The sequence below is a fragment of the Nocardioides sp. Root190 genome, assembly GCF_001428565.1.
Taxonomy (GTDB): domain Bacteria; phylum Actinomycetota; class Actinomycetes; order Propionibacteriales; family Nocardioidaceae; genus Nocardioides.
This window is the reverse complement of sequence record NZ_LMIA01000010.1, coordinates 59,057-83,727: the sequence shown is the minus strand read 5'-3', so window position 1 is coordinate 83,727 and position 24,671 is coordinate 59,057. Positions and strand designations below refer to the sequence as shown.

Annotated in this window: 24 protein-coding genes; 21 read left to right on the top strand and 3 right to left on the bottom strand. The window is 69.0% G+C overall.

Going from position 1 to position 24,671, the window contains the following annotated elements; all coding sequences use genetic code 11:
- The first annotated feature begins 177 nt into the window (after positions 1-177).
- The 15 genes from ASE01_RS13300 to ASE01_RS13230 are packed head-to-tail and all read left to right on the top strand — an operon-like array spanning position 178 to position 13,859.
- Positions 178-900: an MlaE family ABC transporter permease gene (locus ASE01_RS13300; protein ID WP_056754672.1), complete on the top strand. Its 723-nt coding sequence runs from the start codon at positions 178-180 to the stop codon at positions 898-900.
- Entirely contained in the window at positions 900-1,736 is an 837-nt protein-coding gene (locus ASE01_RS13295) for an MlaE family ABC transporter permease (protein ID WP_056752508.1), read from the top strand. The genes ASE01_RS13300 and ASE01_RS13295 overlap by 1 nt, the downstream gene beginning before the upstream one ends.
- 28 nt (positions 1,737-1,764) lie before the next feature.
- Positions 1,765-3,081 carry an MCE family protein gene (locus tag ASE01_RS13290; protein ID WP_056752505.1) on the top strand — a complete coding sequence of 439 codons (1,317 nt, stop codon included), beginning with the start codon at positions 1,765-1,767 and terminating at the stop codon, positions 3,079-3,081.
- Positions 3,078-4,181: an MCE family protein gene (locus ASE01_RS13285; protein ID WP_056752503.1), complete on the top strand. Its 1,104-nt coding sequence runs from the start codon at positions 3,078-3,080 to the stop codon at positions 4,179-4,181. Before ASE01_RS13290 ends, ASE01_RS13285 begins: the two co-directional genes overlap by 4 nt.
- Positions 4,178-5,155, top strand: coding sequence for an MCE family protein (locus ASE01_RS13280; protein ID WP_056752499.1), 978 nt, complete (start codon positions 4,178-4,180; stop codon positions 5,153-5,155). Before ASE01_RS13285 ends, ASE01_RS13280 begins: the two co-directional genes overlap by 4 nt.
- Before the next feature lie 5 nt (positions 5,156-5,160).
- On the top strand, positions 5,161-6,408 hold the full coding sequence (locus tag ASE01_RS13275; RefSeq protein WP_157537336.1) for an MCE family protein: 1,248 nt from the start codon (positions 5,161-5,163) through the stop codon (positions 6,406-6,408).
- Positions 6,405-7,751, top strand: coding sequence for an MCE family protein (locus ASE01_RS13270; protein ID WP_056752491.1), 1,347 nt, complete (start codon positions 6,405-6,407; stop codon positions 7,749-7,751). The genes ASE01_RS13275 and ASE01_RS13270 overlap by 4 nt, the downstream gene beginning before the upstream one ends.
- Positions 7,748-9,022 carry an MCE family protein gene (locus tag ASE01_RS13265; protein ID WP_082606042.1) on the top strand — a complete coding sequence of 425 codons (1,275 nt, stop codon included), beginning with the start codon at positions 7,748-7,750 and terminating at the stop codon, positions 9,020-9,022. The genes ASE01_RS13270 and ASE01_RS13265 overlap by 4 nt, the downstream gene beginning before the upstream one ends.
- Positions 9,023-9,042: 20 nt before the next feature.
- The gene (locus ASE01_RS13260) at positions 9,043-9,621 is read left to right on the top strand and encodes a hypothetical protein (protein ID WP_157537334.1); all 579 of its coding nucleotides are present in this window, start codon (positions 9,043-9,045) and stop codon (positions 9,619-9,621) included.
- Positions 9,622-9,632: 11 nt separating this feature from the next.
- A complete protein-coding gene (locus tag ASE01_RS13255) occupies positions 9,633-10,484 on the top strand; it encodes a hypothetical protein (protein ID WP_056752481.1) in 852 nt (283 codons plus the stop codon).
- Positions 10,485-10,503: 19 nt separating this feature from the next.
- A complete protein-coding gene (locus ASE01_RS13250; RefSeq protein ID WP_056752478.1) occupies positions 10,504-11,496 on the top strand; it encodes an NAD(P)/FAD-dependent oxidoreductase in 993 nt (330 codons plus the stop codon).
- Position 11,497: 1 nt separating this feature from the next.
- Positions 11,498-11,965, top strand: a complete 468-nt coding sequence (locus tag ASE01_RS13245) for a pyridoxamine 5'-phosphate oxidase family protein (protein WP_056752475.1) — start codon at positions 11,498-11,500, stop codon at positions 11,963-11,965.
- 12 nt (positions 11,966-11,977) lie between these two features.
- Positions 11,978-12,172: a ferredoxin gene (locus ASE01_RS13240; RefSeq protein WP_056752472.1), complete on the top strand. Its 195-nt coding sequence runs from the start codon at positions 11,978-11,980 to the stop codon at positions 12,170-12,172.
- A 2-nt stretch (positions 12,173-12,174) separates the two neighbouring features.
- Positions 12,175-13,089, top strand: coding sequence for a 3-oxoacyl-ACP reductase (locus ASE01_RS13235; protein WP_200958848.1), 915 nt, complete (start codon positions 12,175-12,177; stop codon positions 13,087-13,089).
- A 2-nt stretch (positions 13,090-13,091) separates the two neighbouring features.
- Entirely contained in the window at positions 13,092-13,859 is a 768-nt protein-coding gene (locus tag ASE01_RS13230; RefSeq protein ID WP_056752463.1) for an SDR family NAD(P)-dependent oxidoreductase, read from the top strand.
- A gap of 24 nt (positions 13,860-13,883) precedes the next feature.
- Here ASE01_RS13230 and ASE01_RS13225 read toward each other — a convergent pair whose 3' ends face one another.
- Positions 13,884-14,495, bottom strand: coding sequence for a TetR family transcriptional regulator (locus tag ASE01_RS13225; RefSeq protein ID WP_235535989.1), 612 nt, complete (start codon positions 14,493-14,495; stop codon positions 13,884-13,886).
- Between the two features lie 157 nt (positions 14,496-14,652).
- Here ASE01_RS13225 and ASE01_RS13220 point away from each other — a divergent pair, with 157 nt between their 5' ends.
- The 3 genes from ASE01_RS13220 to ASE01_RS13210 are packed head-to-tail and all read left to right on the top strand — an operon-like array spanning position 14,653 to position 17,817.
- On the top strand, positions 14,653-15,939 hold the full coding sequence (locus ASE01_RS13220; protein WP_056752457.1) for a glycosyltransferase family 4 protein: 1,287 nt from the start codon (positions 14,653-14,655) through the stop codon (positions 15,937-15,939).
- On the top strand, positions 15,926-16,675 hold the full coding sequence (locus ASE01_RS13215) for a class I SAM-dependent methyltransferase (RefSeq protein WP_056752453.1): 750 nt from the start codon (positions 15,926-15,928) through the stop codon (positions 16,673-16,675). Before ASE01_RS13220 ends, ASE01_RS13215 begins: the two co-directional genes overlap by 14 nt.
- A complete protein-coding gene (locus ASE01_RS13210) occupies positions 16,672-17,817 on the top strand; it encodes a hypothetical protein (RefSeq protein WP_056752450.1) in 1,146 nt (381 codons plus the stop codon). Before ASE01_RS13215 ends, ASE01_RS13210 begins: the two co-directional genes overlap by 4 nt.
- On the opposite strand, the gene ASE01_RS13205 is transcribed toward ASE01_RS13210, so the two are convergent.
- Positions 17,788-18,465, bottom strand: a complete 678-nt coding sequence (locus ASE01_RS13205; RefSeq protein ID WP_235535987.1) for a class I SAM-dependent methyltransferase — start codon at positions 18,463-18,465, stop codon at positions 17,788-17,790. The two genes, ASE01_RS13210 and ASE01_RS13205, sit on opposite strands and share 30 nt — an antisense overlap.
- Before the next feature lie 89 nt (positions 18,466-18,554).
- On the opposite strand from ASE01_RS13205, the gene ASE01_RS13200 reads away from it, so the two are divergent.
- Entirely contained in the window at positions 18,555-20,594 is a 2,040-nt protein-coding gene (locus tag ASE01_RS13200; protein ID WP_056752447.1) for an acyl-CoA dehydrogenase family protein, read from the top strand.
- On the opposite strand, the gene ASE01_RS13195 is transcribed toward ASE01_RS13200, so the two are convergent.
- On the bottom strand, positions 20,591-21,847 hold the full coding sequence (locus ASE01_RS13195) for an alpha/beta hydrolase (protein ID WP_056752444.1): 1,257 nt from the start codon (positions 21,845-21,847) through the stop codon (positions 20,591-20,593). The two genes, ASE01_RS13200 and ASE01_RS13195, sit on opposite strands and share 4 nt — an antisense overlap.
- Before the next feature lie 96 nt (positions 21,848-21,943).
- Between ASE01_RS13195 and ASE01_RS13190 the strand changes: the two genes are divergently transcribed.
- Together ASE01_RS13190 and ASE01_RS13185 are read left to right on the top strand one after the other, a co-directional pair.
- Positions 21,944-23,353, top strand: coding sequence for a WS/DGAT/MGAT family O-acyltransferase (locus tag ASE01_RS13190; protein ID WP_056752439.1), 1,410 nt, complete (start codon positions 21,944-21,946; stop codon positions 23,351-23,353).
- A 130-nt stretch (positions 23,354-23,483) separates the two neighbouring features.
- The gene (locus ASE01_RS13185) at positions 23,484-24,578 is read left to right on the top strand and encodes a DUF475 domain-containing protein (RefSeq protein WP_056752435.1); all 1,095 of its coding nucleotides are present in this window, start codon (positions 23,484-23,486) and stop codon (positions 24,576-24,578) included.
- The last annotated feature ends 93 nt before the right edge of the window (positions 24,579-24,671 follow it).

The window sequence follows — 24,671 nt, the reverse complement described above, 5'->3', positions numbered from 1 at the left end:
GATGTGTCCAGATGTGGTGCCCGTCACCCTGTGTCGCGTTGGTCACAACGAGAACGTGTTCTACTATTGCCGCGGCACCGACTCGGGGCCGGGTTTTCCTGGGGAGCAGCGGGAGAGGAGCGGGGCGTGGCGTTCAACGCCGTTTCGATCGTCCGCGGTCCTGGTGAGATCGCGCTGATGGTCGTCGAGGTCACCAAGCGGATCTTCACGACGAAGTTCCAGTTCCGGGAGTTCCTGGAGCAGGCATGGTTCGTCACCAGCGTCACGCTGATGCCGACGATCATGGTGTCGATCCCGTTCGGAGCAGTCATCTCGCTCCAGGTCGGCAATCTCACCGGTCAGCTCGGCGCACAGTCCTTCGCGGGAGCCACAGCGGTCCTCGCGACCGTGCGTGAGGCGGCACCGATGGCCGCGGCGATGATCATCGCCGGCGCCGCCGGGTCCGCCATCTGTTCCGACCTCGGTGCGCGCAAGATCCGCGAGGAGATCGACGCGATGGAGGTGCTCGGCATCGATCCGCTCGAGCGACTCGTCGTCCCACGCGTCGTGGCCACCATGTTCGTCGCGCTGATGATCAACGGCATCGTGATCGGCACCGGGATCGGCGGTGGCTACTTCTTCACCGTCATCATCCAGGGCGGCTCGGCAGGAGCCTTCCTGTCGTCCTTCACGGCGCTCGCCTCCCTGCCGGACCTCTACATCGCCATGGTGAAGGCACTCATCTTCGGCTGGCTGGCCGCGATCATCGGCTCCTACAAGGGACTCAACGCCGGCGGCGGCCCCAGCGGTGTGGGCCGCGCCGTCAACGAAGCGGTGATCATCGCGTTCATGGCGCTGTTCTTCCTCAACGCCGTCATCACCGCCATCTACTTCCAGGTCGCTCCACCGGTGGGGTTGTGATGGCAGCCTCCGAGTTCTTCGAGGACGCCTACCGGGCGCGCCGCGCCACCCTCGAGGGGTACGGCGACCAGCTCCTCTTCTACGTCAAGGCGCTCGGCTGGGCGCCGCGTGCCATCCGGCGCTACCCCCGCGAGATCAGCAACACGCTCGCCGAGGTCGCCTTCGGTGCCGGTGGCCTCAGCCTGATCGCCGGCTCGGTCGGCGTCATCGCCTTCATGGCCTTCTTCGCCGGCACCGAGGTCGGCATCCAGGGCTACGCCTCGCTCAGCCAGATCGGCGTCGCGAAGTTCAGTGCCTTCATCTCTGCCTACTTCAACACCCGTGAGGTCGCGCCGCTCGTCTCGGCGATCGCGCTCGCCGCGACGGTGGGCTGCGGCTACACCGCGCGGCTGGGCTCGATGCGGATCTCCGAGGAGATCGACGCGCTCGAGGTCATGGGCATCCCGTCGCTCCCGTTCCTCGTCACGACGCGCATGATCGCGGCCTTCATCGCGGTCATCCCGCTCTACATCGTCGCTCTGTGCGCGTCGTACCTCTCGCCCCGACTGATCGTGACCCTGATCTACGGGCAGTCGGCCGGCACCTACGACCACTACTTCCTGCAGTTCCTGCCGCCGATCGACATGCTCTGGTCGTTCTTCAAGCTGTTGTTCCTCGCGGTCGCGGTGATCCTGATCCACTGCTACTACGGCTACACGGCCTCCGGCGGTCCCGCCGGGGTGGGCCGCGCCGTCGGCACCGCGATCCGGACCAGCATCGTCACGATCGTCGTCGCCGACTTCTTCCTGAGCTTTGCCATCTGGGGTTCCACGACCACCGTGAGGATCACCGGATGAGCGCCCCGCGCAAGGAGGAGGTGGCGCCGTGCTGGTGAACATCCATCACGACAGCCGCAAGGAGCACAACCGGCTCGTCATCGCCGGGATCGCCTTCCTGCTGACCCTCGCCCTCCTGGTCTGGCTCTCGATCGCGCTCTACAACAAGACCTTCACCAACTACACGACGATCACCGTCAAGGCGGACCGGGCCGGTCTCCAGCTCGCCAAGTTCGGAGACGTCCGGATGAACGGCGCACTGGTCGGCCGGGTCAAGAAGATCGACCAGGACGGCAAGGAAGCCGAGATCACGCTCTCGCTCGAGCCCGATGCGGCCAGGAAGATCCCGGCCAACGTGGGGGTGCACATCCTTCCCACGACGCTGTTCGGTCAGAAGTTCGTGGCACTGGTGCGCCCCGAGGACGCCTCCGGCCGCTCGCTCGAGGACGGCGACGTCATCCCGTCGGACCGGGTGGAGACCAACGTCGAGCTCAGCCAGATCCTGGCCGACCTGTTCCCCCTCCTCCGATCGGTGCGTCCGGCCGACCTCAACGCGACCCTCAACGCGGTGGCCACCGCGCTCGACGGCCGCGGCCAGGAGCTCGGCACGACGATGGACCGGCTGGGGGAGTACGTCGGTGAGATCGAGGAGAGCCTCCCGACCCTGCGCCAGGACCTGATCGCGCTGGCCGAGGTGGCTGATGCCTACGACCTGGCGGCGCCGGACCTCCTCGACGTCCTCGACAACGTCACCGTCACCAGCAAGACGGTGAGCGAGAAGGCGGCCGACCTCAACGTCTTCTTCACCGACCTGACCGGCCTCGCGCGCACGGCGACCCGGCTGCTCAACGACAACGAGCAGAACCTGATCCGGATGGGCGAGGTGACCGAGCCCCTCGTGGGACTGCTCGCCGACTACTCGCCCGAGTTCCCCTGCCTGATCCGCGGTGCCGCCAACTACGAGCCCATCCTGTCCAAGACCTTCGAAGGCAACGTGGTCAAGCAGTACATCGAGTTCTTCCAGCCCCAGTCGCGGGCGTTCGACGAGCGCGACCTCCCGGAGTACGGCGAGGTCGGGCACGGACCCTGGTGCGTCGGCCTCCCGGACTTCAAGGTCCCGGCGACGCCGTACGCGCTGGACCAGGGGTCCCCCCTCGACGAGGACCCGCCGACGCTGCCGCTCCCGAACCTGGGCCTGTTCGACCCCATCAGCAGCATCGACAGCGGCCATGCCGGCACGCGCGCCGAGCAGGCGGTCGTCAACGCGATGCTCGCCGGTGAGAGCGGCCGTTCGGCCGACACCTACGGCGCGCTCGGCTCGCTCCTCTACGGACCGGTGGTCCGCGAGGGGAGGACGGCCGGATGACGGACTCGATCGGACGGCTGCGCCGCCGCCGCAACGCCGCGACCATCTCGGCGGCCGTGAAGCTCACCATCTTCACCCTCGTCTCGCTCCTCGTGACCGGCGTCCTCACCGTGATCATGGGCAACATCGGCTTCGGTGACCGCAACGAGTTCAAGGCTGTGTTCACCAACGCGACGATGCTGTCCAAGGGCGACGACGTCCGGGTGGCCGGCGTGAACGTCGGCGAGGTCAAGGACGTCGAGCACTACGAGCGCTCGATGGCCCTGGTGACCTTCAAGGTCGACGCCGGCGTGAAGATGACGTCGGCCTCGCGCGCCGAGATCCGCTTCCTCAACCTCGTGGGCGACCGCTACATGGCCCTCGAGCAGGGCACCGGCGCCAAGGATGCCGAGCCGTTGAAGGACGGCGCGACGATCCCGGTCGACCGCACCAAGCCCGCTCTGGACCTGACGGTCCTGTTCGACGGCTTCAAGCCGCTGTTCGCCGCGCTGACGCCCGACCAGGTCAACGAGCTGAGCATGAACCTGGTCCAGGTCCTGCAGGGGGAGGGCGGAACGGTGCGCAGCCTGCTGGCGCACACGGCGTCCCTCACGACCACCCTCGCCGACCGGGACCAGCTCATCGGCGACGTCATCACCAACCTCGGCGAGACCCTCAAGACGGTCGACGACCGGCACCACCAGCTGAGCACCCTGATCACCGAGCTCAACGACTGGATGCGCGACCTGGCCGTCGACCGGGAGACGATCGGCTCCTCGCTGGACAACATCTCCCAGCTGACCGTCACCGTCGCCGACCTCCTGCGCCGTGGTCGCCCGCTGCTGAAGGAGGACATCGCCGCGCTGCGGTCGCTGTCCAAGCTGCTGAACCGCAAGGAGAACCGAGCCAACCTGGCCTCGCTCCTCGACCGCATGCCGGAGACGATGCAGGACCAGACCCGCACCGGGACGTACGGCTCCTGGTACAGCTACTACGTCTGCGGTGTGTCCGCCCGGATCAAGCTCCCCGTGATCGCCAACCTGCCGGTCATCAAGGAGATCCAGAAGTTCATCGCGGACTTCAAGCTCCACTCGACCGCGCCGAGGTGTCAGGACAAATGACCCGATCACGCGACGCCCGCGTCATCCGCCTCGGTGTCATCACACTCGTGCTGATGACGCTGGTGTCGGCTGCGACCTTCAACCTCGGCAAGTTCCCGGGGTTCCGTGGCACGACCTACTACGCCGAGTTCAGTGACGCGAGCGGCATCCACAAGGGCAACATCGTCCAGGTCGGCGGCATCCGGGTGGGTCGGGTCACCGACGTCACCCTCGCCGACGACCGGGTCAAGGTGAAGTTCGAGGTCGATGGCGGTGTCGAGTTCGGGACCAAGAGCAAGGCCTCCATCGAGGTCCTCAACCTGCTGGGGGAGAAGTACCTCGACCTCGAGCCGGTCGGCGAGGGCCAGCTGGCCCAGGACGGCACCATCCCCATGGAGCGGACGGAGTCGGCGTACGACATCGTCGGCGTGTTCACCGACCTGACCACCACCACCGAGGAGATCGACACCGAGCAGCTCTCCAAGGCGCTGGACTCGGTCGCCGACACGCTCGAGGTCTCCGCCCCCGAGATCCAGGCCTCCTTCGACGGCATCGCCCGCCTGTCGCGCAGCGTGGCCTCGCGCGACGCCGAGGTGCAGACCCTCTTCGAGAGCACCAGCGAGGTCAGCGAGGTGCTGGCCGACCGCAGCGGCGACATCGTCGAGCTGATGAAGAACAGCGACCTGGTCTTCAAGGAGCTCACCAAGCGCAAGGCAGCCGTGCACGACCTGCTGGTCAACGCCCGGTCCCTCGCGGTCGAGCTGCGCGGCCTGGTCAAGGACAACGAGGACCAGATCGGTCCGGCCCTCAAGGAGGTCGACGGCCTGCTGAGCTTCCTCGTCGGCAAGGAGAAGAAGATCAAGGCCACCCTGGCGGCACTCGGTCCGTACGTGTCCATCCTCAGCAACATCATCGGGACCGGCCCCTGGTTCGACGCGTACGCGTCCAACCTGCTGGCGCTGCCCACCGGTGAGTTCCTTCCCGGGGAGCGGTGATCGCGATGGTCTCGACGATCCTCAAGCGCATCGACCGGCGGGTCCTGGTCCTCGTCGGGGTCCTGGTCCTGGTCGTGGTGACGATCAACCTGATGAGGTCCCCGGCGGAGATGAAGACGGTCACGGCCCACTTCCCCCGGGCTGTCAGCGTCTACAAGGGAACCGACGTGCGGATCCTGGGCGTCAACGTCGGTCAGGTGACCGCGGTGATCCCGGAGGGCAACTCCGTGCGGGTCGAGATCGAGTACGACGCGAAGTTCAAGGTCCCCGCCGACGCCCAGGCCGTCATCGTGACGCCGACGCTCGTCGCGGACCGGTTCGTGCAGCTCACCCCGGTCTACCAGGGCGGCGGCGAGGTGATGGCGGACTCCGCTGACATCGCGCTGCCCAAGACCGCGGTGCCGGTCGAGCTCGACCGCATCTACAGCAGCCTCCAGTCGCTGACCCAGGCGCTCGGCCCGAACGGCGTCAATGCCGACGGCACGCTGGACCACCTGCTCGAGGCGGGCCAGAAGGCGCTCGACGGACAGGGCTCGCGAGGCAACGAGATGATCCGCGAGCTCTCCGCAGCCGCCGAGACCTTCGGCGACGGCGCAGGGCCGCTGTTCGAGGCGGTCACCCACCTGGCGGAGTTCACCGGCACCCTCGCCGACAACGACCGGTTGGTCCGTGCGTTCATGCAGGACCTGACCGGGGTCTCGCGGATGCTGGCCGAGGAGAGCGACGAGCTGGACGCGGCGGTGTCCGAGGTCGCCAAGGCCGTCGGGAGCATCAAGGGCTTCGTGACGGACAACCGTGACGCCTTCATCACCGACGTGCGCAAGCTGACGCGGGTGATGAACAACATCGCCTCGGAGACCGACAACATCGAGACCGCGGTGCGGGTCGCCCCGGTCGCGATGGGCAACCTGGCCCTCGGCTTCGAGCACGTCAGCGGCACCCAGAGCTCGCGCATCGGCGTGGGCGGCAACATCTGGGACGCCGACGGCCTGATCTGCGCGATCCTGCAGCAGAACCCCGCCATGCCGGCCGCGCTGAAGGACGTTGCGTGCGACGTCATCTCGGCACTGCTCGAGCCGATCGTCGCGAACCTCCCGTGGCTTCCGCCGGAGTACGCGTCCTTCCTGCCGAAGGGTGCCAACAAGGGTGTCGTCGACACCGACAAGGGGATCCAGGTGCCCGAGCTGACCGAGGCGACGTACTCGACCGGTGACCAGGCGTCCGTCGGAACCCTCCTCGGAGGTGTGTCGTGACCGGCTTCATCAGGTCTCGCGGCGCACGTGCGGCGGCTGCCCTCGTCGCCGGCACGGTCGTTCTCACGGGCTGCGACTTCGACGGCGCCTACGACCTGCCGCTGCCCGGGCACGAGGTCTCGGCCGACGACGCCTACACCGTGACGGCGTACTTCAAGGACGTGCTCAACGTCGTGCCGCGATCGCCGGTCATGGTCGACGACGTCGTCGTCGGCGAGGTCGGCGAGGTCGATCGCTCCGGGTGGAACGCGAAGATCACCCTGCTGGTCCGCAAGGACGTCGAGCTCCCGGACAACGCGATCGCCGACATCCGCCAGGTGTCCCTCCTCGGCGAGAAGTACGTCGCCCTGGAGGCACCGACCCAGGACGAGCCGAGAGGTCGCCTCGCAGACGGTGACACGATCGAGCTGGCCCAGACCGGCCGCAACCCGGAGGTGGAGGAAGTCCTCGGCGCACTGTCCTTCCTGCTCAGTGGCGGTGGTGTCGCCCAGCTCGGCACCATCACCAAGGAGGCCAACGAGGTGATGTCGGGCCGCGAGGACCGGCTTCGCGCACTGTTGTCCTCACTGGACTCCGTCGTGGGCACCATCGACGGCCAGAAGACCGACATCATCAACGCACTGGAGTCGCTCAACAACCTGACTGCGACGCTGAACGCGGAAAAGGACACGATCGGTGACGCCCTGGACGCGATCGGTCCTGCCATCGACGTGCTCGGCGACCAGCACACCGAGCTGGTCGAGATGCTGACCTCGCTCGACGAGCTCGGCAAGGTCGGCACCCGGGTGATCAACGCCAGCAAGGAGGACGTGCTGACGATCCTCAAGGACCTCAGTCCGGTCCTCCGCAAGCTTCGCGAGGCCGACAACCAGCTGGCCCCGGGTCTCAACCTGCTGGTCAGCTTCCCGTTCCCGCAGGCGGCCAACAACATCGTCGAGGGCGACTACGCCGACACCGAGATCGTTGCCGACTTCGACCTCGCCAACCTGTTCAAGTCGCTCCAGATCCCCGAGATCCAGCTGCCGGACGTCGGCGAGGTCCTCAGCCAGGTCGGTCGGTGCCTGCGCAGCGGCAAGCTCACCAGCACCGCCTGTGCGAAGGTGCTGCGCGACGTGAACCTCCTCCAGGACCTCCAGAAGCAGTGCAAGACCAAGGCGCTGCGCGACGGCCCGGTCTGCAAGCTGCTCAACGCCCTGCCCGAGATCGACCTGGGCGGACTCCTCGACGGCGGTGGCCTCCTGGGCCCGAACGGTCTGCTGGGCGGACTGGCCAAGGGCCTCTCCGGTTCGCAGGCGTCCTACGAGGGCGACTCGACCGAGCAGCTGCTGGGGGCGATCGCATGAGCCGCGGAGTACGGATCCGGCTGATGGCCTTCGTGGTGCTCAGCGCCGTCGGCATCACCTACATCACCGCGGCCTATCTCGGACTGGTGGACAAGGTGACCGGTCGCGAGGTCGTCGTGTCGGCCAGCCTGCCGGGCTCCGGCGGTCTCTTCGAGGGCAGCGAGGTCACCTACCGCGGCGTCAAGATCGGCCGCGTGGGCAAGGTCGTCCCCACCGAGGAGGGCATCGACCTCACCCTCGTCCTGAAGCCCGGGACCGAGCTCCCGCTCGCCTCGGACATGTTCGTGCACAACCTGTCGGCCGTCGGTGAGCAGTACCTCGACTTCCAGCCTGCCGAGGACAAGGGGCCGTACGCCGCCGACGGATCGCACTTCGAGGGCAATGCGGACTCGCTCCCGGTCGACGAGGGCGACCTGCTGGTCGACCTCAACCGGTTCGTGGCCTCCGTCGACAAGGAGAGCCTCCAGTCGGTGGTCAAGGAGCTCGGGCTCATGTTCAACGACACCGGCCGCGATCTCCAGCGACTGCTCGACGGCGGCTCGGCCTTCATCGAGGAGGCCCACGCGCACACCGACGAGACGATCGCCCTGCTGGACAACGGGCTCGTCGTGCTGCGGACCCAGCGCGGGCAGAAGGAGAACATCCGCAAGTTCGCCGCGGACCTCGCCACGATCACGGGCACGCTGCGCAAGAACGACCAGAACCTGCGCACGATCCTGGACGAGACCCCCGGAGCGGCCAAGGCCCTCACCCGCCTGCTGGAGGATCTCGAGCCCACGCTCCCGGTCCTGCTCGGCGACCTGATCGGCGTCGGCCAGGTCCTCGTGAGCGAGCTCGCGGGCCTCGAGCAGCTGCTGGTGACCTACCCGGTGCTGATCGCCGGCGGCCCGACGGGCAGCACCTCGGACGGGTTCGGTCACGTCAACCTGCAGCTCGACTACAGCGTCCCGCCCTGCACCCAGGGCTACGTCCCGCCCTCGGAGTGGCGCTCGACGCAGGACCGCACCGATGCCCCGGCTGCCGACGTCGGGTGCACCGCTGGCCCGCCGTACGTCATGCGCGGCAGCAAGTACGCGCCCGGCAACCGGAGGGCCGGCAACGCGTCCCCGCCGCGCGTCTACAGTGGCGCCTACGACCCGTCCACGGGTGTGGTGCCCGGGCTGGTCGACTCAACAGGAACCCCGGTCAAGATCCATCAGCCGGAGGACCTGTCCGTCCTGGGAGGGGATGCGTGGAAGTGGTTGCTGGTCGGTCCGGTGGCGAGTCGGTGACCCGGGAGTCCCCTGACGAGGTGCGCAGTCGCGTCCGCCTGAACGTCGGGCTCTACGCCGCCACGGTCCTGCTCGGGTGCGTGGCGATCCTGCTCCTCTTCGTGCACGTCTCGGGGAGCAACGAGGTCGACGGCACCGACGTGGCACCCGGCCTCGGCGAGGACCTCGGTCGCGGTGTGGTCCAGGAGGTCAAGCAGGCCGACGACGAGCAGCAGGAGCGGGTCGCTGCGCAGATCAAGGCGGCCAGCGAGATGGTCACCGCCTTCGTGAACTTCGACTACAAGGACTCCGCCGCCACGATCGACGCGGTCAGCGAGCGGTCCACGGGCACCTTCCTCGAGCAGTACCAGAAGGGCGCGGTCGACCTGAAGAAGCTCGCCACCGAGGCGCAGTCGACGATGGTCGCGCGCGTCGTCTGGGCCGGTCTGGTCGCCGGGGACAAGGACTCCGCGACGGTCATCGTCGCGAGCAGTGGTCATGTCACCAACAAGACGACCGAGTTCGAGGAGGAGGCGCGCAACTACCGGATCCAGGTCCAGCTCGTCCTCGAGGACGGCAAGTGGCTCACCAACGACCTGCAGTACGTCGAGCTGGGCTGAGGAGTCTGACGATGAGCCGCCCCACCCCCCGCCGTCCCGCGAGCTCGAGCGGGTCCACACCGCGACCTCGCAAGATCGCCGGCCAGAGCAGCGTCGTGCGCCCGGACGAGGTCCAGGAGCCCACGACCGACAAGGTCGACCTCGCCAAGCCGGCGCGCCCCACCAAGGCAACGGGGGCAACGGGGGCAACGGACACACCAGCCACCACGGTCACCACCAGGGCGACGGACGCGGCGACCCCCACGCCGGACCCGGGCCGGGGCGGGGACCGCCCCGGCATCCTGGCCCGCGAGAAGACGACCCGGGTCCTGATCGCCACGCTCGCGCTCGTCGCCCTCGCATCGGCGGCACAGTTCGCCCTCCTGCTCGCGGACCGGCTCGGCGAGGACGACGAGAAGCCGAGGGCCATCGACGACAGCGGGCAGATCTCCGTGCCGGAGGGCCTTCCGGTGGTCGCCGACGAGCTCGCCGTCCTCGAGGGCGTCGAGAAGGCGGCCAAGGCCGCCCAGGAGATCGTGGCCATCGACTTCGAGTCCTACGACGACGAGGTGGCCAAGGCCGCCGAGCTGATGACCAGCACCTTCGAGGAGCAGTACCGCACGACCGCGACGGACATCCAGGAGGAGTTCGTCGCGAACAAGACCAAGGTGCAGGCCAATGTCGTCGCACAGGGTGTCGTGCGCGCCAACCGGACGCGCCTGGAGGCGTTGATCTTCCTCAACCAGGTCGTCTCGCGTGAGCGCGACGGTGAGCCCGAGACGGTCGTGACGCCGTACAAGGTCCTCGTGACCATGGTCCACACCGACCAGGGGTGGCTCGTCGACGGACTCGACACGGACGCAGAGCAAGACAAGACCAACTAGAACACGTTACAGTTCTGGCGTGGACAACCGAGTGCGATGTGACCTCGCCATCGTCGGCGCCGGTCCGGCGGGCCTGTTCGCGACGTACTACGCGGGGTTCCGCGGGCTGAGCGTCGCGCTGGTCGACTCCCTGCCCGAGCTCGGGGGACAGGTCACGGCGATGTACCCCGAGAAGGCCATCCTCGACGTCGCGGGCTTCCCGAGCATCAAGGGCCGCGAGCTCGTCGACGGCCTGGTCGCGCAGGCGCTGACGGCGGAGCCGACGCAGCTGCTCGGACGTACGGCCGCAGGGCTGGTCGCTGACGAGGAGTCGGGCGTCGAGCTCACCCTCGACGACGGAACCGTGGTGCAGGCCGGGGCCGTCATCATCACGGCAGGCATCGGGAAGTTCAGTCCGCGACCGCTGCCCGCTGCCGATGCCTGGGTCGGTCGCGGGGTCGAGTTCTTCGTGCCGAGCTTCGCGCCGTACGTCGACCAGGACGTCGTGATCGTGGGCGGAGGTGACAGCGCGTTCGACTGGGCGCTGCACCTCGAGCCCATCGCGCGTTCGGTCGCCCTCGTCCACCGGCGCGATGCCTTCCGTGCCCACCAGCGCACCGTCGACCTGGTTCGCGCCTCCTCGGTGGAGATCATCACCAGGGCTGAGGTGACGGCAATGCGTGACGCGAGCGGTGGAGCCGACGGAGCGCTCGCCGAGCTGGAGGTCACCGTCGACGGCGTCGCCTCGACGCGCCCTGCCCAGGCGGTCGTGGCCGCCCTCGGCTTCATCGCCGACCTCGGACCGCTGCAGCAGTGGGGCCTGGAGACCCACCGCCGGCACATCGTGGTCGACCCGTCGATGCGGACCAACCTGCCGCGGGTCTTCGCGGCCGGCGACATCACCGAGTACGACGGCAAGGTCCGCCTGATCGCCGTCGGCTTCGGCGAGGCGGCCACTGCCGTCAACAACGCGGCGGTCGTCATCGATCCCAGTGCCCACGTCTTCCCGGGGCACTCCTCGGAGGGCAGCTGAGATGAGCAGCGGACGCGCCACGGTCAAGCTGAGTGACGACGAGGTCCGGGCCCTCCTCGAGGAGAACCTCAAGGTCCAGGTCGCGGCCAACGGCCACGCCGGCCACCCCCACCTGACCACGCTCTTCTACGTCGTCATGGACGGGAAGATCGTGTTCTGGACCTACGGCCGCAGCCAGAAGATCCTCAACCTCGAGCGGGACCCCCGGGTCACCGCCCTGGTCGAGGACGGCACGGACTACTTCGAGCTCCGCGGTGTCTCGATCGAGGGGAGCGCGGAGATCGTCCGCGACCCCGAGGCGATCCTGGAGATCGGCAAGGCCGTGTCGGTCCGGATGTTCGGCGTCGAGTCCTTCGAGGCACTCGGCGACGTCGGCATGCAGGCCGTCGAGAAGCAGGCGACCAAGCGAGTGGGCGTGGTCATCCACCCCGACCGCATTGCGTCGTGGGACCACCGGAAGATGACCTGAAAGGCCATTGTCATGAAGATCAAGGTCGATTTCGACCTCTGCGAGGCCAACGGGCTGTGCGAGGCCATGGCTCCCGAGGTGTTCGAGCTGGATGACGACGACTTCCTCCAGCTGTCCACCGAGGAGACCACCGACGAGAACATCGACAACGTCCGGCGGGCGGTCGCGGCGTGTCCGCGGGCCGCCATCACGCTGGTGGAGGAATGAGCATGACGCAGCTGGACGCCGGCACCTCGCTGGACGGCAAGGTCGCGATCGTCACCGGCGCCGGGGCCGGTCTCGGCCGCGCCGAGGCGGTTGCCCTGGCGCGCGCCGGAGCACGGGTCGTGGTCAACGACCTGCCCGGGGCGGGCGAGGACGCGGTCGAGGAGATCCGTTCCTTCGGTGGCGAGGCCCTCGTCGTCGCGGGTGACGTGAGCCAGCGCGAGACCGCGGACGCGATGATCGCGGCCGCCGTCGAGCAGCTCGGCGGCCTGGACATCGTGGTCAACAACGCCGGGATGACCCGGGACCGGATGCTCTTCAACCTCGCGGACGACGAGTGGGACGCGGTCATCGCAGTCCACCTGCGCGGTCACTTCCTGCTCTCCCGCAACGCGGCGTCGTACTGGCGCGGCAAGGCGAAGGAGAGTGAGACCGGAACGGTCTACGGCAGCATCGTCAACACGGCCTCCGAGGCGTTCCTCGGTGGCTCGCCGGGCCAGGCGAACTATGCCGCGGCCAAGGCGGGCATCACTGCCCTCACCCTGTCGACGGCCCGTGGGCTGGCGAAGATCGGCGTGCGCGCCAACGTGATCTGCCCGCGGGCGCGCACCGCGATGACCGCGCAGGTGTTCGGCGACGACGAGTCCGGCAAGGCCGTCGACCCGTACTCTCCCGAGCACGTCGCGCCCCTCGTGGCCTACCTCGCCTCGCCGGCAGCCGAGCGGATCACCGGCCAGGTCTTCGTCGTGTACGGCGGCATGGTGGCCCTGGTCGCCGCGCCGGTCGTGGAGCAGCGCTTCGACGTCTCCGGCGACCTGTGGTCCGGCGAGGACCTCGACAAGCAGCTGGGCGGCTTCTTCGCCGACCGGGACCCGAGCGTCGGCTTCGCGGCCGACTCCATCATGAAGCTGACGGTGTGAGCATGGTTACCAGTGCAGGACGTCTGGACAACAAGGTCGCGATCGTGACCGGCGGCGCGCAGGGCCAGGGTGCTGCCATCGTGCGCTCCTACGTGGCCGAGGGGGCGCAGGTGGTCATCGCCGACGTCGCCAAGGACGAGGGCCAGGCCCTCGCCGACGAGCTCGGTGCGAACGCCCACTTCGTGCACCACGACGTCAGCGACGAGGCGTCGTGGACCTCGCTCGTCGAGGACACCGTCGCTCGCTTCGGCCCGGTGAACGTCCTGGCCAACAACGCCGGGATCCTGCGCTTCGGTGACATCGAGCGGATGCCCGCGGCCGAGGTGGAGCTCGTCTGGCGGGTCAACCAGCTCGGTGTCTTCCTGGGCATGCAGGCGGTCGCGCGGACCATGCGCAAGAACGGCGGCGGCTCGATCATCAACGCGTCCTCGGTCGAGGGCCTCGCGGGGATGCCGTCCTGCACGGCCTACGCCGCGACCAAGTGGGCGATCCGGGGCATGACCAAGTGCGCGGCGATGGAGCTCGGTCCCAAGGGCATCCGGGTGAACTCGGTGCACCCCGGCATGATCGACACCCCGATGACCCGCGTGCACGGCGGCGACGCCGCGATGGAGTACGGCGCCAGCAAGGTCCCGCTGCGTCGCGTGGGTCAGCCCGAAGACATCGCGCCGGTCTACGTCTTCCTCGCCAGCGACGAGTCGTCGTACATCAACGGTGCGGAGATCGCGGTCGACGGCGGCGTGACCTCGACCCACGCGTTCGGGGCCTGAGTGCGTCCGTTCGTCCCCGAGCGCTCAGTCGCGAAGGATCAGGTGGACGGCGGTCTCCATGTGGGAGGCCGTCTCGGCTGCCGTCGAACGGCCGGTCACCCAGGCCACCAGGGCGGAGAGCCACACGTCGCCGATGACGCGCGCAATGGCGATGTCCTCGTCGGTCACGGCGTCCTCGGCGGGCACACCGCCGTGCATCGCGTGCGTCACGATCGACGTCATCGCCATGCCGACCACGTGGATCTCGTTGGCCACGCTGCTGTCGGCGAACATGAAGGCGCGGGTCAGGGCCTCGGTGAGCTTGGGGTCGCCCTGCATGCCGCGCGCCATCCGCTTGAGCACGTAGAGGACGCGCTCGGCGGGAGTGTCGCCCGGGATCTCGCGGTCGTGCAGGCGCACCGCGGCCTCGTCGAACTGGCGACCCAGCGCGGAGACCAGCAGGTGGATCTTCGAGGGGAAGTAGCGGTAGAGCGTGCCGAGGGCGACGTCGGCCTGTTCGGCGACGGCCCGCATCTGGACGGCGTCGAAGCCGCCGGACTTGGCGAGCTCGTAGGTCGCGTCGAGGATGCGCTTGCGTCGCTCGCGCTGTGCGGACGACCCGAGCTCGTCGGACGCGGACACGTTGGTGGAGGTCACCGGTACTCCCTGCACTGGACTGAGGAAATCAGGTCGTTCGGACCCAGAAGATAGGCTACTGGCTGGTAGCGCATAATCAGCAACACGTTCCAGTTTTGTCGCACCGACGTTGTGGGCCTGCTCCCGCAGAGCTAGCACAAAGGGGAGAAGGACCAAGATGCGCATCGCACTGCTGTCGTACCGCAGCAAGCCGCACGTGGGCGGCCAGGGGATCTACATCCGTCGGCTCAGCCGTGAGCTCGTGGCACTCGGCCACACGGTCGAGGTGTTCTCGGGGCAGCCCTACCCCGAGCTCGACGAGGGCGTCGCGCTGACCAAGGTGCCGAGCCTCGACCTCTACCGGCCCGGCGACGAGTTCCGGAACCCGCGACCCCGCGAGTTCCGTGACCTGATCGACCTCCAGGAGTGGGCGACCATGCGAAGTGGGGCCTTCCCGGAGCCGCTCACCTTCAGCAAGCGTGTGGTCAAGCTCCTCGACGAGCGCCGCGACGACTTCGACATCGTCTTCGACAACCAGACCCTCGCCATGCCGTTGCTGGAGATCGAGGACTACGGCCTCCCGCTCGCCGCCGCGATCCACCACCCGATCACCCTGGACCGGGCGATCGAGCTCGACACCGCGGTGTGGATGCGCCGCAAGCCGGGCTCCCGGATCCGCTTCGAGCTGCCCAAGATCGGTGTCTGGCGCTGGTACTCGTTCCTGCGGCAGCAGAAGCTGACGGCACCGAAGATGCGCAAGGTCATCGTCCCCTCGGAGTCGTCCAAGCGGGACGTCGTGCGTGAGTTCAAGGTCGACCCGGACCGGATCACCACCATTTTGCTCGGCGTCGATGATCGTTTCGCACCCTCGGGTGAGCCGCGGGTGCCCGGTCGGATCCTGGCGATGGCCAGTGCTGATGCGCCGTTGAAGGGCATCCACATCCTGCTGGAGGCCTTCGCCAAGCTGCTCACCGAGCGTGACCTGTCGCTGGTGCTGGTGACCAAGCCCAAGGAGGGCGGCGTCACGGAGAAGCTGATCGAGAAGCTCGGCATCGCCGAGCACGTCACCTTCGCCAACGGCCTCACCGACGACGAGCTGGTCGCCCTGATGGGCTCGGCCGAGCTGGCCTGCGTCCCGTCCCTGTACGAAGGCTTCTCGCTGCCCACGGCAGAGCTGATGGCGTGCGAGACCCCGCTGGTCGTCTCGCGGGCCGGCGCGATCCCCGAGGTCGTCGGCCCCGACGGCCTCTGCGCGGACGTCGTCGAGCCCGGCGATGTCGAGGAGCTCACGCGAGCCGTCGCTGCCCTCCTCGACGCACCCGAGCGCCGGGCCCGGATGGGGGCCGCCGGACGCGAGCGGGTCAAGGAGCTCTTCAGCTGGTCCGCCGTCGCGGCCAAGACCGCTGATGTCTTCGATGAAGTGATTACCCAGTACCACCAGGAGAACGCAGATGCTGACCGTTGACTTCGACCGACTGGGCCTTCGGCCCGGAGACCGGGTGCTCGACATGGGAGCCGGTGCCGGCCGGCACAGCTTCGAGATGTACCGCCGTGGCGCCGACGTCATCGCCTTCGACCTCGACGCCGACGAGCTCGCGGGGGTCAAGGATCTCTTCGTGGCGATGGCCGAGGCCGGTGAGGTGCCGGCGGGCGCCGAGGCCGACGTCAAGCAGGGTGACGCCCTGTCGTTGCCCTTCGCCGACGGCGAGTTCGACCGCATCGTGTGCTCGGAGGTCCTCGAGCACATCCACGACGACGTCGCCGCGATTCGCGAGCTGATCCGCGTGCTGCGTCCCGGTGGATCGCTCGCGGTCACGGTGCCCCGCTGGCTGCCGGAGGTCATCAACTGGAGCCTGTCGGCCGACTACCACAATGCCGAGGGCGGCCACATCCGGATCTACACCGACCACGAACTGGTCGACAAGGTCACCAAGGGGGGGCGCTTCAACGATGGCACCCCCGGGGAGGCGATGGAGTTCACCGGCAAGTCGTACACCCACGGTCTGCATGCGCCGTACTGGTGGATCAAGTGTGCGGTCGGCGTCGAGAACGACAACCACCCGCTGGCCAAGGCGTACCACAAGCTCCTGGTCTGGGAGATCATGAAGCAGCCGAAGGTGCTCCAGCTGGCCAACAAGGTCCTGGACCCCACGATCGGCAAGAGCATGGTGCTCTACTTCCGGAAGCCCGAGACCGCATGAACGAGGTCAGCAACCTCAGCGAGGTGCCGCTCAGCCACCTGCCGCACGTCGAGGGCGTCCTGAGCGCCGAGCAGGTCGCCGACACCGCGGCGGCGATCGCCGCGATGCAGGAGCCCTGGGGCGCGGTGCCGTGGACCTCGGGCGAGCACGTCGACATCTGGAACCACGTCGAGGCTGCGATGGCCATGCTGATCGGTGGTCAGGTCGAGGCTGCCGAGCGTGCCTATGCCTGGGTGCCCACGATGCAGCGGGCCGATGGCTCCTGGCCGATGAAGATCGTCGCCGGCGCCGAGGACGACCCGCGTGGCGAGGTGAACATGTCGGCCTACTTCGCCGTCGGCGTGTGGCACCACTGGCTCGTGCGTCGCGACATCGGTTTCGTCCAGCGCTACTGGCCCTCGGTGCGCGCCGGACTCGACTTCGTGGTCTCCCTGCAGGAGCCGTTCGGCGGGATCCGCTGGACCCCGGTCGACGACTTCTGCCTGCTCACCGGCAACTCCAGCATCTACCACTCGCTGCGCGCCGGGGTGGCGCTCGCCGAGCTGATGGACGACCCGCAGCCGGAGTGGGAGCTGGCCGGCGGCCGGCTCGGTCACGCGGTGCGGCACCACGCCGACCGGTTCGCCGACAAGGCGACGTACTCCATGGACTGGTACTACCCGGTCCTCGGCGGTCCGGTGCGTGGCGACGCCGCGCGCGAGCTGCTGTCACGACGGTGGGACGACTTCGTCGTGCCCGGCCTGGGCATCCACTGCGTCGACACGAACCCGTGGGTGACCGGCGCCGAGACCTGCGAGCTCGCGATGGCCCTCGACGTGATCGGCGACCACCGCAGTGCCCTGACCCTGCTGACCGACATGCAGCACCTGCGTGAGGACGACGGTCGCTACTGGACGGGGTGGGTGTACGACGACCCGGCCCGCCCGTCCGACGGTGAGCCCCGCAACGTGCACTGGCCGGTGGAGCACACGACCTACACCGCAGCCGCGGTGCTGCTGGCCGTGGACGCCCTGGGGGAGACCTACGGTCACTCCACGCCGGGCTCCGGCATCATGCGCGGCACCTCCCTGGCCCCGCACTTCGAGGAGATCGCACTCGAGTGCGACTGCCCCTCACCCGAGCGGGTCGCCAGCCGTTCCTGAGGTGCGCTCCAGGACCCGCAGCGATCCGACGGCCGTCACCTCGGTGAAGGCCCCGCTCGCCAGCGCGGGCAGGTAGATCTGCTCGTACGGCGGGCGGCCGCCGTCGGCGGGGTCGACGAAGACGTCGTGGATGGCGAGGTGGCCGCCCGCGTCGACCCAGTGCGCCCAGCCGCGGAAGTCGTCCCGGGCGGGCTCCTCGCCGTGGCCGCCGTCGATGAAGAGCAGCGACAGCGGGGTGCGCCAGTGGGCCGCGACCGTGGTCGACTGGCCGACGACGGCGATGACGTGGTCCTCGAGCCCGGCCCTGGCGATGTTCTTGCGGAACTGTCCCAACGTGTCCATCAGGCCGAACTCGGAGTCGACCACGCTCGTGTCATGGTGCTCCCAGCCCGCCTGGTTCTCCTCGGATCCGCGGTGGTGGTCGACCGTGAAGACGACCGCCGCCTTCCCTGAGGTGGCGCTGACCTGCTGTGCGGCGGCACCGAGGTAGATCCCCGACTTCCCGCAGTAGGTCCCGACCTCCAGGCCGGGGCCGTGGGGGAGGCGCTCGAGCGCCACCCGGTGCAACAGGTCGCCCTCGTCCTCGGGCATGAAGCCCTTGGCGCGGCGGGCGTGGTCCAGCAGGTCGGACGGCATGGTGTCGGGCACGCCGTCATTCTAGTAGGATTAGAACCTGTTCTAGTTTGTGCTCCGCTGGTTGGGTGCGGGCGCAGCGAGCCTCGACATCAAGGAGCGCCATGTCCCTCGGCATCACCGACGAGCAGGTCGAGCTCGCCGACAGCCTGCGCAAGTGGGCGTCGAGCCTGGGTTCGATCGAGGCGGCGCGTGCTGCCGAGGGTGATCCCGCCGCCGACTTCGCAGCGATCTGGTCCGCCGCCGACGAGATGGGCATCGCTGCGATCGCCGTGCCCGAGGCCGACGGCGGCGGCGGTGGCACCGTGCTCGACCAGGCTGTCGCGCTCGAGGCGTGCGCCCATGAGCTGGTGCCCGGTGGACTGCTCGGAGCGGCGATCGGCGCGCTCCTCGAGAGCGCGCCGGGTCGGTACGGCGTGCAGGTCCACCCCGGTGGCGTGGTCTGGGACGGCGGCGCTGCCACCGAGCTGCTCCTCCTCGGCGGTGACGGCTCCGGCGTCGTGGCCGAGATCGGCATCGACCTCACCACCCGGCACGCCCGCGCCACGACCCCGCGCGAGGTGCCCGTCGAGCGTCGCCGCCGCCTGGTCGCCGTGACCCTCGCGGCCGCGGAGGCTGCGGGCGTGGCCCGCTGGTGCCTGGAGACGGCGGTCGACTACGCCAAGGTCCGTGAGCAGTTCGGCCAGAAGATCGGCTCCTTCCAGGCGATCAAGCACCTCTGCGCCCAGATGCTCGAGACCGCGGAATCCGTCACGGCCGCCGCCTGGGACGCCGCGGCCGCGGCCACGGCGCTCGAGGAGGGCACCGAGGACGAGACCCAGTGGGCCTTCGCCGTCGACGTCGCCCAGGCCACCTGCTTCGACGGCGCCGTCGAGGTGGCCAAGGCGTGTGTGCAGGTCCTCGGCGGCATCGGCTTCACGCACGAGCACGACGCCCACCTCTACCTCCGCCGCGCGCTGACGCTGCGGGCCCTCGTCGGTTCGTCCGACAGCGCGGCCGAGCGGATCACCGCCGCCGCCGTGGCCGGGGTACGACGCCAGGTGGCCGTCGACCTGGAGGGGCGCGACGACGCGGTCCGCCCCGACGCCCGGGCGGCGGCCGAGCGGATCTCCGCGCTGGCACCCGATGAGCAGCGCGCGGCGCTGGTCGAGGCGGGCTACCTGACGCCGCACTGGCCCACGCCCTACGGACTCGGTGCCGACCCCACCCTGCAGATCGTCATCGACCAGGAGCTCGGGCGGGCGGGCGTCGTACGCCCGGACCTGGTGATCGCCGGCTGGGCCGTGCCGACGATCCTGTCGCACGGCACCGACGCCCAGCGTGAGCGCTTCGTGCGGCCCTCGCTGCTCGGGGAGCTCACCTGGTGCCAGCTGTTCTCGGAGCCCGGGTCGGGCTCGGACCTGGCGTCCCTGCGCACGAAGGCGACCCGGGTCGAGGGCGGCTGGTCGCTCACCGGGCAGAAGGTGTGGACCTCGGTCGCCGAACGCGCCGACTGGGGCATCTGCCTGGCCCGCACGGACGCCGACGTGCCCCAGCACAAGGGCATCACCTACTTCCTCGTCGACATGCGTTCGCGTGGCATCGAGGTGCGCCCGTTGCGCGAGATCACCGGTGAGGCGCTCTTCAACGAGGTCTTCCTCGACGACGTGTTCGTGCCCGACGAGTGTGTCGTGGCCGAGCCCGGTGACGGCTGGAAGCTGGCCCGCACGACCCTGGCCAACGAGCGGGTCGCGATGGCCAGCGCCCGGCTCACCAAGAGCGTCGAGCGTGCCGTGGACCTTGCGGCCTCCCGCGACCTGTCGGCGGTCGAGCGGGTCCAGGTCGGTCACCAGGTCGCCCTCGCCACGGTCTGCGCGTTGCTCGGCGTGCGCACGACGCTGCGTGCGCTCGGCGGGCACGGTCCCGGCGCGGAGTCGAGCGTCGCCAAGCTGATCGGCGTCCGCAGTCGTCAGGACTCCTCGGAACTGGTGGTCCGGCTCCAGGGCGACGACCTGGCCCTGCTCGGTGCCATCGGCAAGGAGTCCGGCGAGCTCGGGGCCGACGTGTGGGAACAGCTCAACACGCGCTGCCTGTCCATCGCGGGCGGCACCACGCAGATCCTGCGCAACGTGGCGGCGGAGCGGATCCTGGGACTGCCCCGCTAGGAGGGTTGGACCGACTGGTCCTGCTCGCGGCGCCAGCCGTTCCAGTGCCAGTGCAGGAACCGGTCGGTGGCGCGGACGAGGTGCTGGGACCGGATCGACGGGAAGATGTCGAACGCGTGCTGCGCGCCGGGGAGCTCCGCGTAGGTCACCGAGCGCTTCGAGATCGCCCGCAACGCCGCGACGAAGGCCCGGGCCTGACCCGGGTCGACCAGCGTGTCCTGCGAGCCGTGGATGACGAAGAAGTCCGGCGCGTCGGCCGTGACCCGCAGCAACGGGCTGGCCTGCTCGAACGGCTCGAGGTCGTCGGCGGGGTTGCGCTTGAAGACGATCGGGCCCAGGAACCGGTCCCGCATGAGCTCCGAGGTGGGCAGGCCGCTCGCCCCCGCCATGTCGTAGACGCCGTAGTAGGGAACGGCGACCTGCAGCGTGGTGTCGGCGGCCTCGAAGCCGGGCTGGAACTCGGGGGCGTTCGGCGTGACGGCGGCGAGCGCGGTGAGGTGTCCGCCTGCCGAGCCGCCGGTGATCGCGATGTACGACGGGTCGCCGCCGTACTCCGCGATGTTCTCCTTGATCCAGGCGATCGCCGCCTTCACGTCGACGATCTGCGCGGGCCACGGATTGCGGGGTGCGAGGCGGTAGTTGATGGCGACGCACACCCAGCCCTTGGCCGCCATGTGCTGCATGAGGGGGAGTCCCTGCTGGTCCTTGTTCCCGATCGACCATCCGCCGCCGTGCACCTGGAGCAGGACGGGTGCGCCCGCCGCGGGCGTGACCTCGGAGGTGTAGATGTCGAGCAGGCCCCGCCGGCCGTACGGCGCGAACGCGATGTTGCGGTGGACCTCGAGGCCCGCACGCCGGGCGGCACGCCGGAAGGCGAACGGGTTCGCGAGGCGGCGCCACGGGGTGGCGAGCTCGGCGGGGGTGGGCTTCGCGTCGAGCTGCTCGACGTAGTCGACCCCCAGGCCCTCGACCAGGGCGTCCTCGGCCTCGGTGACGGCGCGACGGCTCTGGTTGACCAGGTGCGCCAGGCCGGCGGCCGAGGCCCCGGCGAGGGCCAGCCCCCTCCAGTCGCGACGTCTCCCGGTTGCGTGGGCCGCGGCATCGGCGGCCGTCAGCCCGAGCAGGTGGGGAGCGAGCTCACCGGTCAGCCACCCCGCGAAGAACGCCGGGATGCCGGCACGGAAGCCGGGGATCGGGCGGATGGCGTTGGCGGTCAACGCTGCAGTGACGACCTGGCGGCGTACGAAACCCATGACCGGAGCGTATCCGGCTCGTTGTGAGAAACTGGTACACGTTCTAGGTTTCGAGGCTCGCTGCGCTCGCACCTCAACCACCGAGAGGTTTGATGCATGGACAGGCTGTCCGGACTCGACGCGAGCTTTCTCTACCTGGAGACGCCCGCACAGCTGATGCACGTCTGTGCGGTGATGGTGCTCGATCCGTCCACGATGAGCACGACGTACTCCTTCGCCGGTCTCCAGGACCGCCTCGACTCCCGGGTGCGGGACGTCCCGTCCTTCACCAAGAAGTTGCGACGTGTCCCCCTGGGACTCGACCACCCGGTGTGGGTGCGCGACCGCAGCTTCGACATCGAGCGCCACGTGCACCGGCTCGCGCTGCCGACCCCCGGCGGCTACGCCGAGCTGATGGACCTGTGCGCGCACCTCGCGTCCCTGCCGCTGGACCGCTCCCGCCCGCTGTGGGAGATGTGGGTGATCGAGGGCTACCGGCCCGACGGTGCCGAGGACGAGAAGGTCGTCGTCTTCGCCAAGATGCACCACGCCACGGTCGACGGCGTCTCCGGCGCCAACCTGGTGTCCCACCTGTGCTCGATCGAGCCCGATGCGGCGCCGATGGTGCTCGAGGAGCAGTCCCACCCGCGTGACCCCGGCCGCGGCGAGCTCCTCGGTCGCGCCGTCATCGGTACGGCGGCACGGCCGGTCACCCTGGTCAAGGTGCTCAAGCCGTCCGCGCAGCTGATCACCAAGAGCATCGGACGAGCCCGGCAGGGGACCGCGATGGCAGCGCCCTTCTCGGCGCCCCGGACGTCCTTCAACGGCACCATCACCTCGCACCGCTCGATCGCGATGGCCGACCTGGAGCTGGGGGAGATCCGCCGGATCAAGAAGCTCACCGGCACCACGGTCAACGACGTCGTCCTGGCGATCGCCGGCGGCGCCCTGCGGTCCTACCTCGTCGCGCGCGACGAGCTCCCGTCGTCATCGCTCCTGGCGACCGTGCCGGTCAGTGTCCGCGACAGCTCACGACGCTCGAGCGGCGCGAACAAGGTCTCGGCCCTGTTCACCAAGCTCGGCACCGACATCGACGACCCGCTCGAGCGGCTCCACATGCTCGCCGAGCGCAACCAGCACGCCAAGGAGCACCACAACGCGATCAGCGCCGACGCCCTGCAGGACTGGGCCGAGTTCGCTGCCCCGCGCACGTTCGGGCTCGCCGTGCGCACCTACGCCAACCTCCGACTGGCCGAGCGCCACCCGGTCGTCCACAACCTGGTGATCTCCAACGTTCCCGGCCCGCCGATCCCGCTCTACTTCGCCGGTGCCCGGATCGAGGCCCTCTGCCCGCTCGGCCCGGTCTTCCACGGCGCCGGTCTGAACATCACGGTGATGTCGAACGCCGGTCAGATGCACGTCGGGGCGATCGCGTGCCGCGAGTCGATGCCCGACACCGATGCGCTCGTGCGCTTCTTCCCGGCCGAGCTGGAGCGCCTCGCCGCGGCGGTCGCCGGGCACGCCTGACGGAGTCGCTGTTGAGGGTGGGGGCGATATTGCACTCTGCAGATACAGTTCCAGCGAGACCGGCACCGGTCCGCGTCCGGCGGCGGTGTCGTCCTGACGTTGTCGCCAATCGATCGAGGACCCCAACGCCATGATTTTCCGCACCTTCGGGTGGTCGTTCTTCTTCACGATCCTCGGCGTCCTCGGCGCCCTCTGGTACGGCGGTGTCGAGGGCATCGCCCTGGCACTGATCCTGATCGTCCTGGAGATCTCGCTGTCCTTCGACAACGCGGTCGTCAACGCCAAGGTCCTCGAGAGGATGTCCGAGTTCTGGCGCAAGATGTTCCTGACGGTCGGCATCCTGATCGCCGTCTTCGGCATGCGCCTGGTCTTCCCGTTCGTCGTGGTCGCCCTCGCCGCCAGCCTGTCGCCCTTCGAGGTCATCGACCTCGCGCTCGAGAAGGGCGACCCGGACACCCCCGGCACCTACGGCTACTACCTCGCCGACGCGCACCACACGATCGCTGCGTTCGGCGGCATGTTCCTGCTGATGATCTTCCTGAACTTCCTGTTCGAGGAGAAGGACATCACCTGGCTGTCCTGGATCGAGAAGCCGCTCGAGAAGGCCGGCAAGATCGACGCCCTCTCCATCATCGTCGCGCTCGGCGTCCTGTTCGCTGCTGCGCAGGGCCTCGGCGGCGAGCACGAGTCCAGCGTGATGACCGCCGGCCTCGCCGGTCTGCTGACCTACCTCGTCGTGAACGGCCTGGCCGAGGCCTTCGGCCCCGACGAGGAGGCGCTGGAGCACATGGGCGAGGACGCCTCCGGCAAGATCATGCCGGTCGTCGGCAAGGCTGCCTTCTTCCTGTTCCTCTACCTCGAGGTCCTCGACGCGAGCTTCAGCTTCGACGGTGTGATCGGCGCGTTCGCGGTCACCACCGACCCGATCATCATCGCGATCGGCCTCGGCGTCGGCGCGTTCTACGTCCGGTCGATCACGATCTACCTGGTCCACCAGGGCACGCTGTCGGACTACCGCTACCTCGACCACGGGGCGCACTGGGCCATCGGCGCCCTGGCAGCGCTGCTGATGATCTCGATCGGCGTCCACGTGCCCGAGGTCATCACCGGCCTGATCGGTGTCGCGTTCATCGGCTCGGCGTTCTACATGAGCCTGCGGGCCAACAAGCGTGACCTGCTCGCCGGCGACTCCGGGGAGCCGGACCGCGACGAGATGGTCGTCTGAGGGTCGACCTCAGCCAAAGCCCTGCCCGCCGTCAACCGATGGCGGGCAGGGCTTCTCTCGTGGGGATGCCCCCAGATGTGCGGACACCGAATA

Excerpts from the sequence above, each read along its gene's own strand:
- ASE01_RS13190 (WP_056752439.1), top strand. The coding sequence starts at position 21,944 with ATGGACAGGCTGTCCGGACTCGACGCGAGCTTTCTCTACCTGGAGACG.
- ASE01_RS13240 (WP_056752472.1), top strand. The coding sequence starts at position 11,978 with ATGAAGATCAAGGTCGATTTCGACCTCTGCGAGGCCAACGGGCTGTGC.
- ASE01_RS13195 (WP_056752444.1), bottom strand. The coding sequence starts at position 21,847 with ATGGGTTTCGTACGCCGCCAGGTCGTCACTGCAGCGTTGACCGCCAAC.
- ASE01_RS13275 (WP_157537336.1), top strand. The coding sequence starts at position 5,161 with ATGGTCTCGACGATCCTCAAGCGCATCGACCGGCGGGTCCTGGTCCTC.
- ASE01_RS13295 (WP_056752508.1), top strand. The coding sequence starts at position 900 with ATGGCAGCCTCCGAGTTCTTCGAGGACGCCTACCGGGCGCGCCGCGCC.
- ASE01_RS13235 (WP_200958848.1), top strand. The coding sequence starts at position 12,175 with ATGACGCAGCTGGACGCCGGCACCTCGCTGGACGGCAAGGTCGCGATC.
- ASE01_RS13185 (WP_056752435.1), top strand. The coding sequence starts at position 23,484 with ATGATTTTCCGCACCTTCGGGTGGTCGTTCTTCTTCACGATCCTCGGC.
- ASE01_RS13200 (WP_056752447.1), top strand. The coding sequence starts at position 18,555 with ATGTCCCTCGGCATCACCGACGAGCAGGTCGAGCTCGCCGACAGCCTG.
- ASE01_RS13265 (WP_082606042.1), top strand. The coding sequence starts at position 7,748 with ATGAGCCGCGGAGTACGGATCCGGCTGATGGCCTTCGTGGTGCTCAGC.
- ASE01_RS13210 (WP_056752450.1), top strand. The coding sequence starts at position 16,672 with ATGAACGAGGTCAGCAACCTCAGCGAGGTGCCGCTCAGCCACCTGCCG.
- ASE01_RS13285 (WP_056752503.1), top strand. The coding sequence starts at position 3,078 with ATGACGGACTCGATCGGACGGCTGCGCCGCCGCCGCAACGCCGCGACC.
- ASE01_RS13220 (WP_056752457.1), top strand. The coding sequence starts at position 14,653 with ATGCGCATCGCACTGCTGTCGTACCGCAGCAAGCCGCACGTGGGCGGC.
- ASE01_RS13280 (WP_056752499.1), top strand. The coding sequence starts at position 4,178 with ATGACCCGATCACGCGACGCCCGCGTCATCCGCCTCGGTGTCATCACA.
- ASE01_RS13245 (WP_056752475.1), top strand. The coding sequence starts at position 11,498 with ATGAGCAGCGGACGCGCCACGGTCAAGCTGAGTGACGACGAGGTCCGG.
- ASE01_RS13215 (WP_056752453.1), top strand. The coding sequence starts at position 15,926 with ATGCTGACCGTTGACTTCGACCGACTGGGCCTTCGGCCCGGAGACCGG.
- ASE01_RS13255 (WP_056752481.1), top strand. The coding sequence starts at position 9,633 with ATGAGCCGCCCCACCCCCCGCCGTCCCGCGAGCTCGAGCGGGTCCACA.
- ASE01_RS13230 (WP_056752463.1), top strand. The coding sequence starts at position 13,092 with ATGGTTACCAGTGCAGGACGTCTGGACAACAAGGTCGCGATCGTGACC.
- ASE01_RS13300 (WP_056754672.1), top strand. The coding sequence starts at position 178 with ATGGTCGTCGAGGTCACCAAGCGGATCTTCACGACGAAGTTCCAGTTC.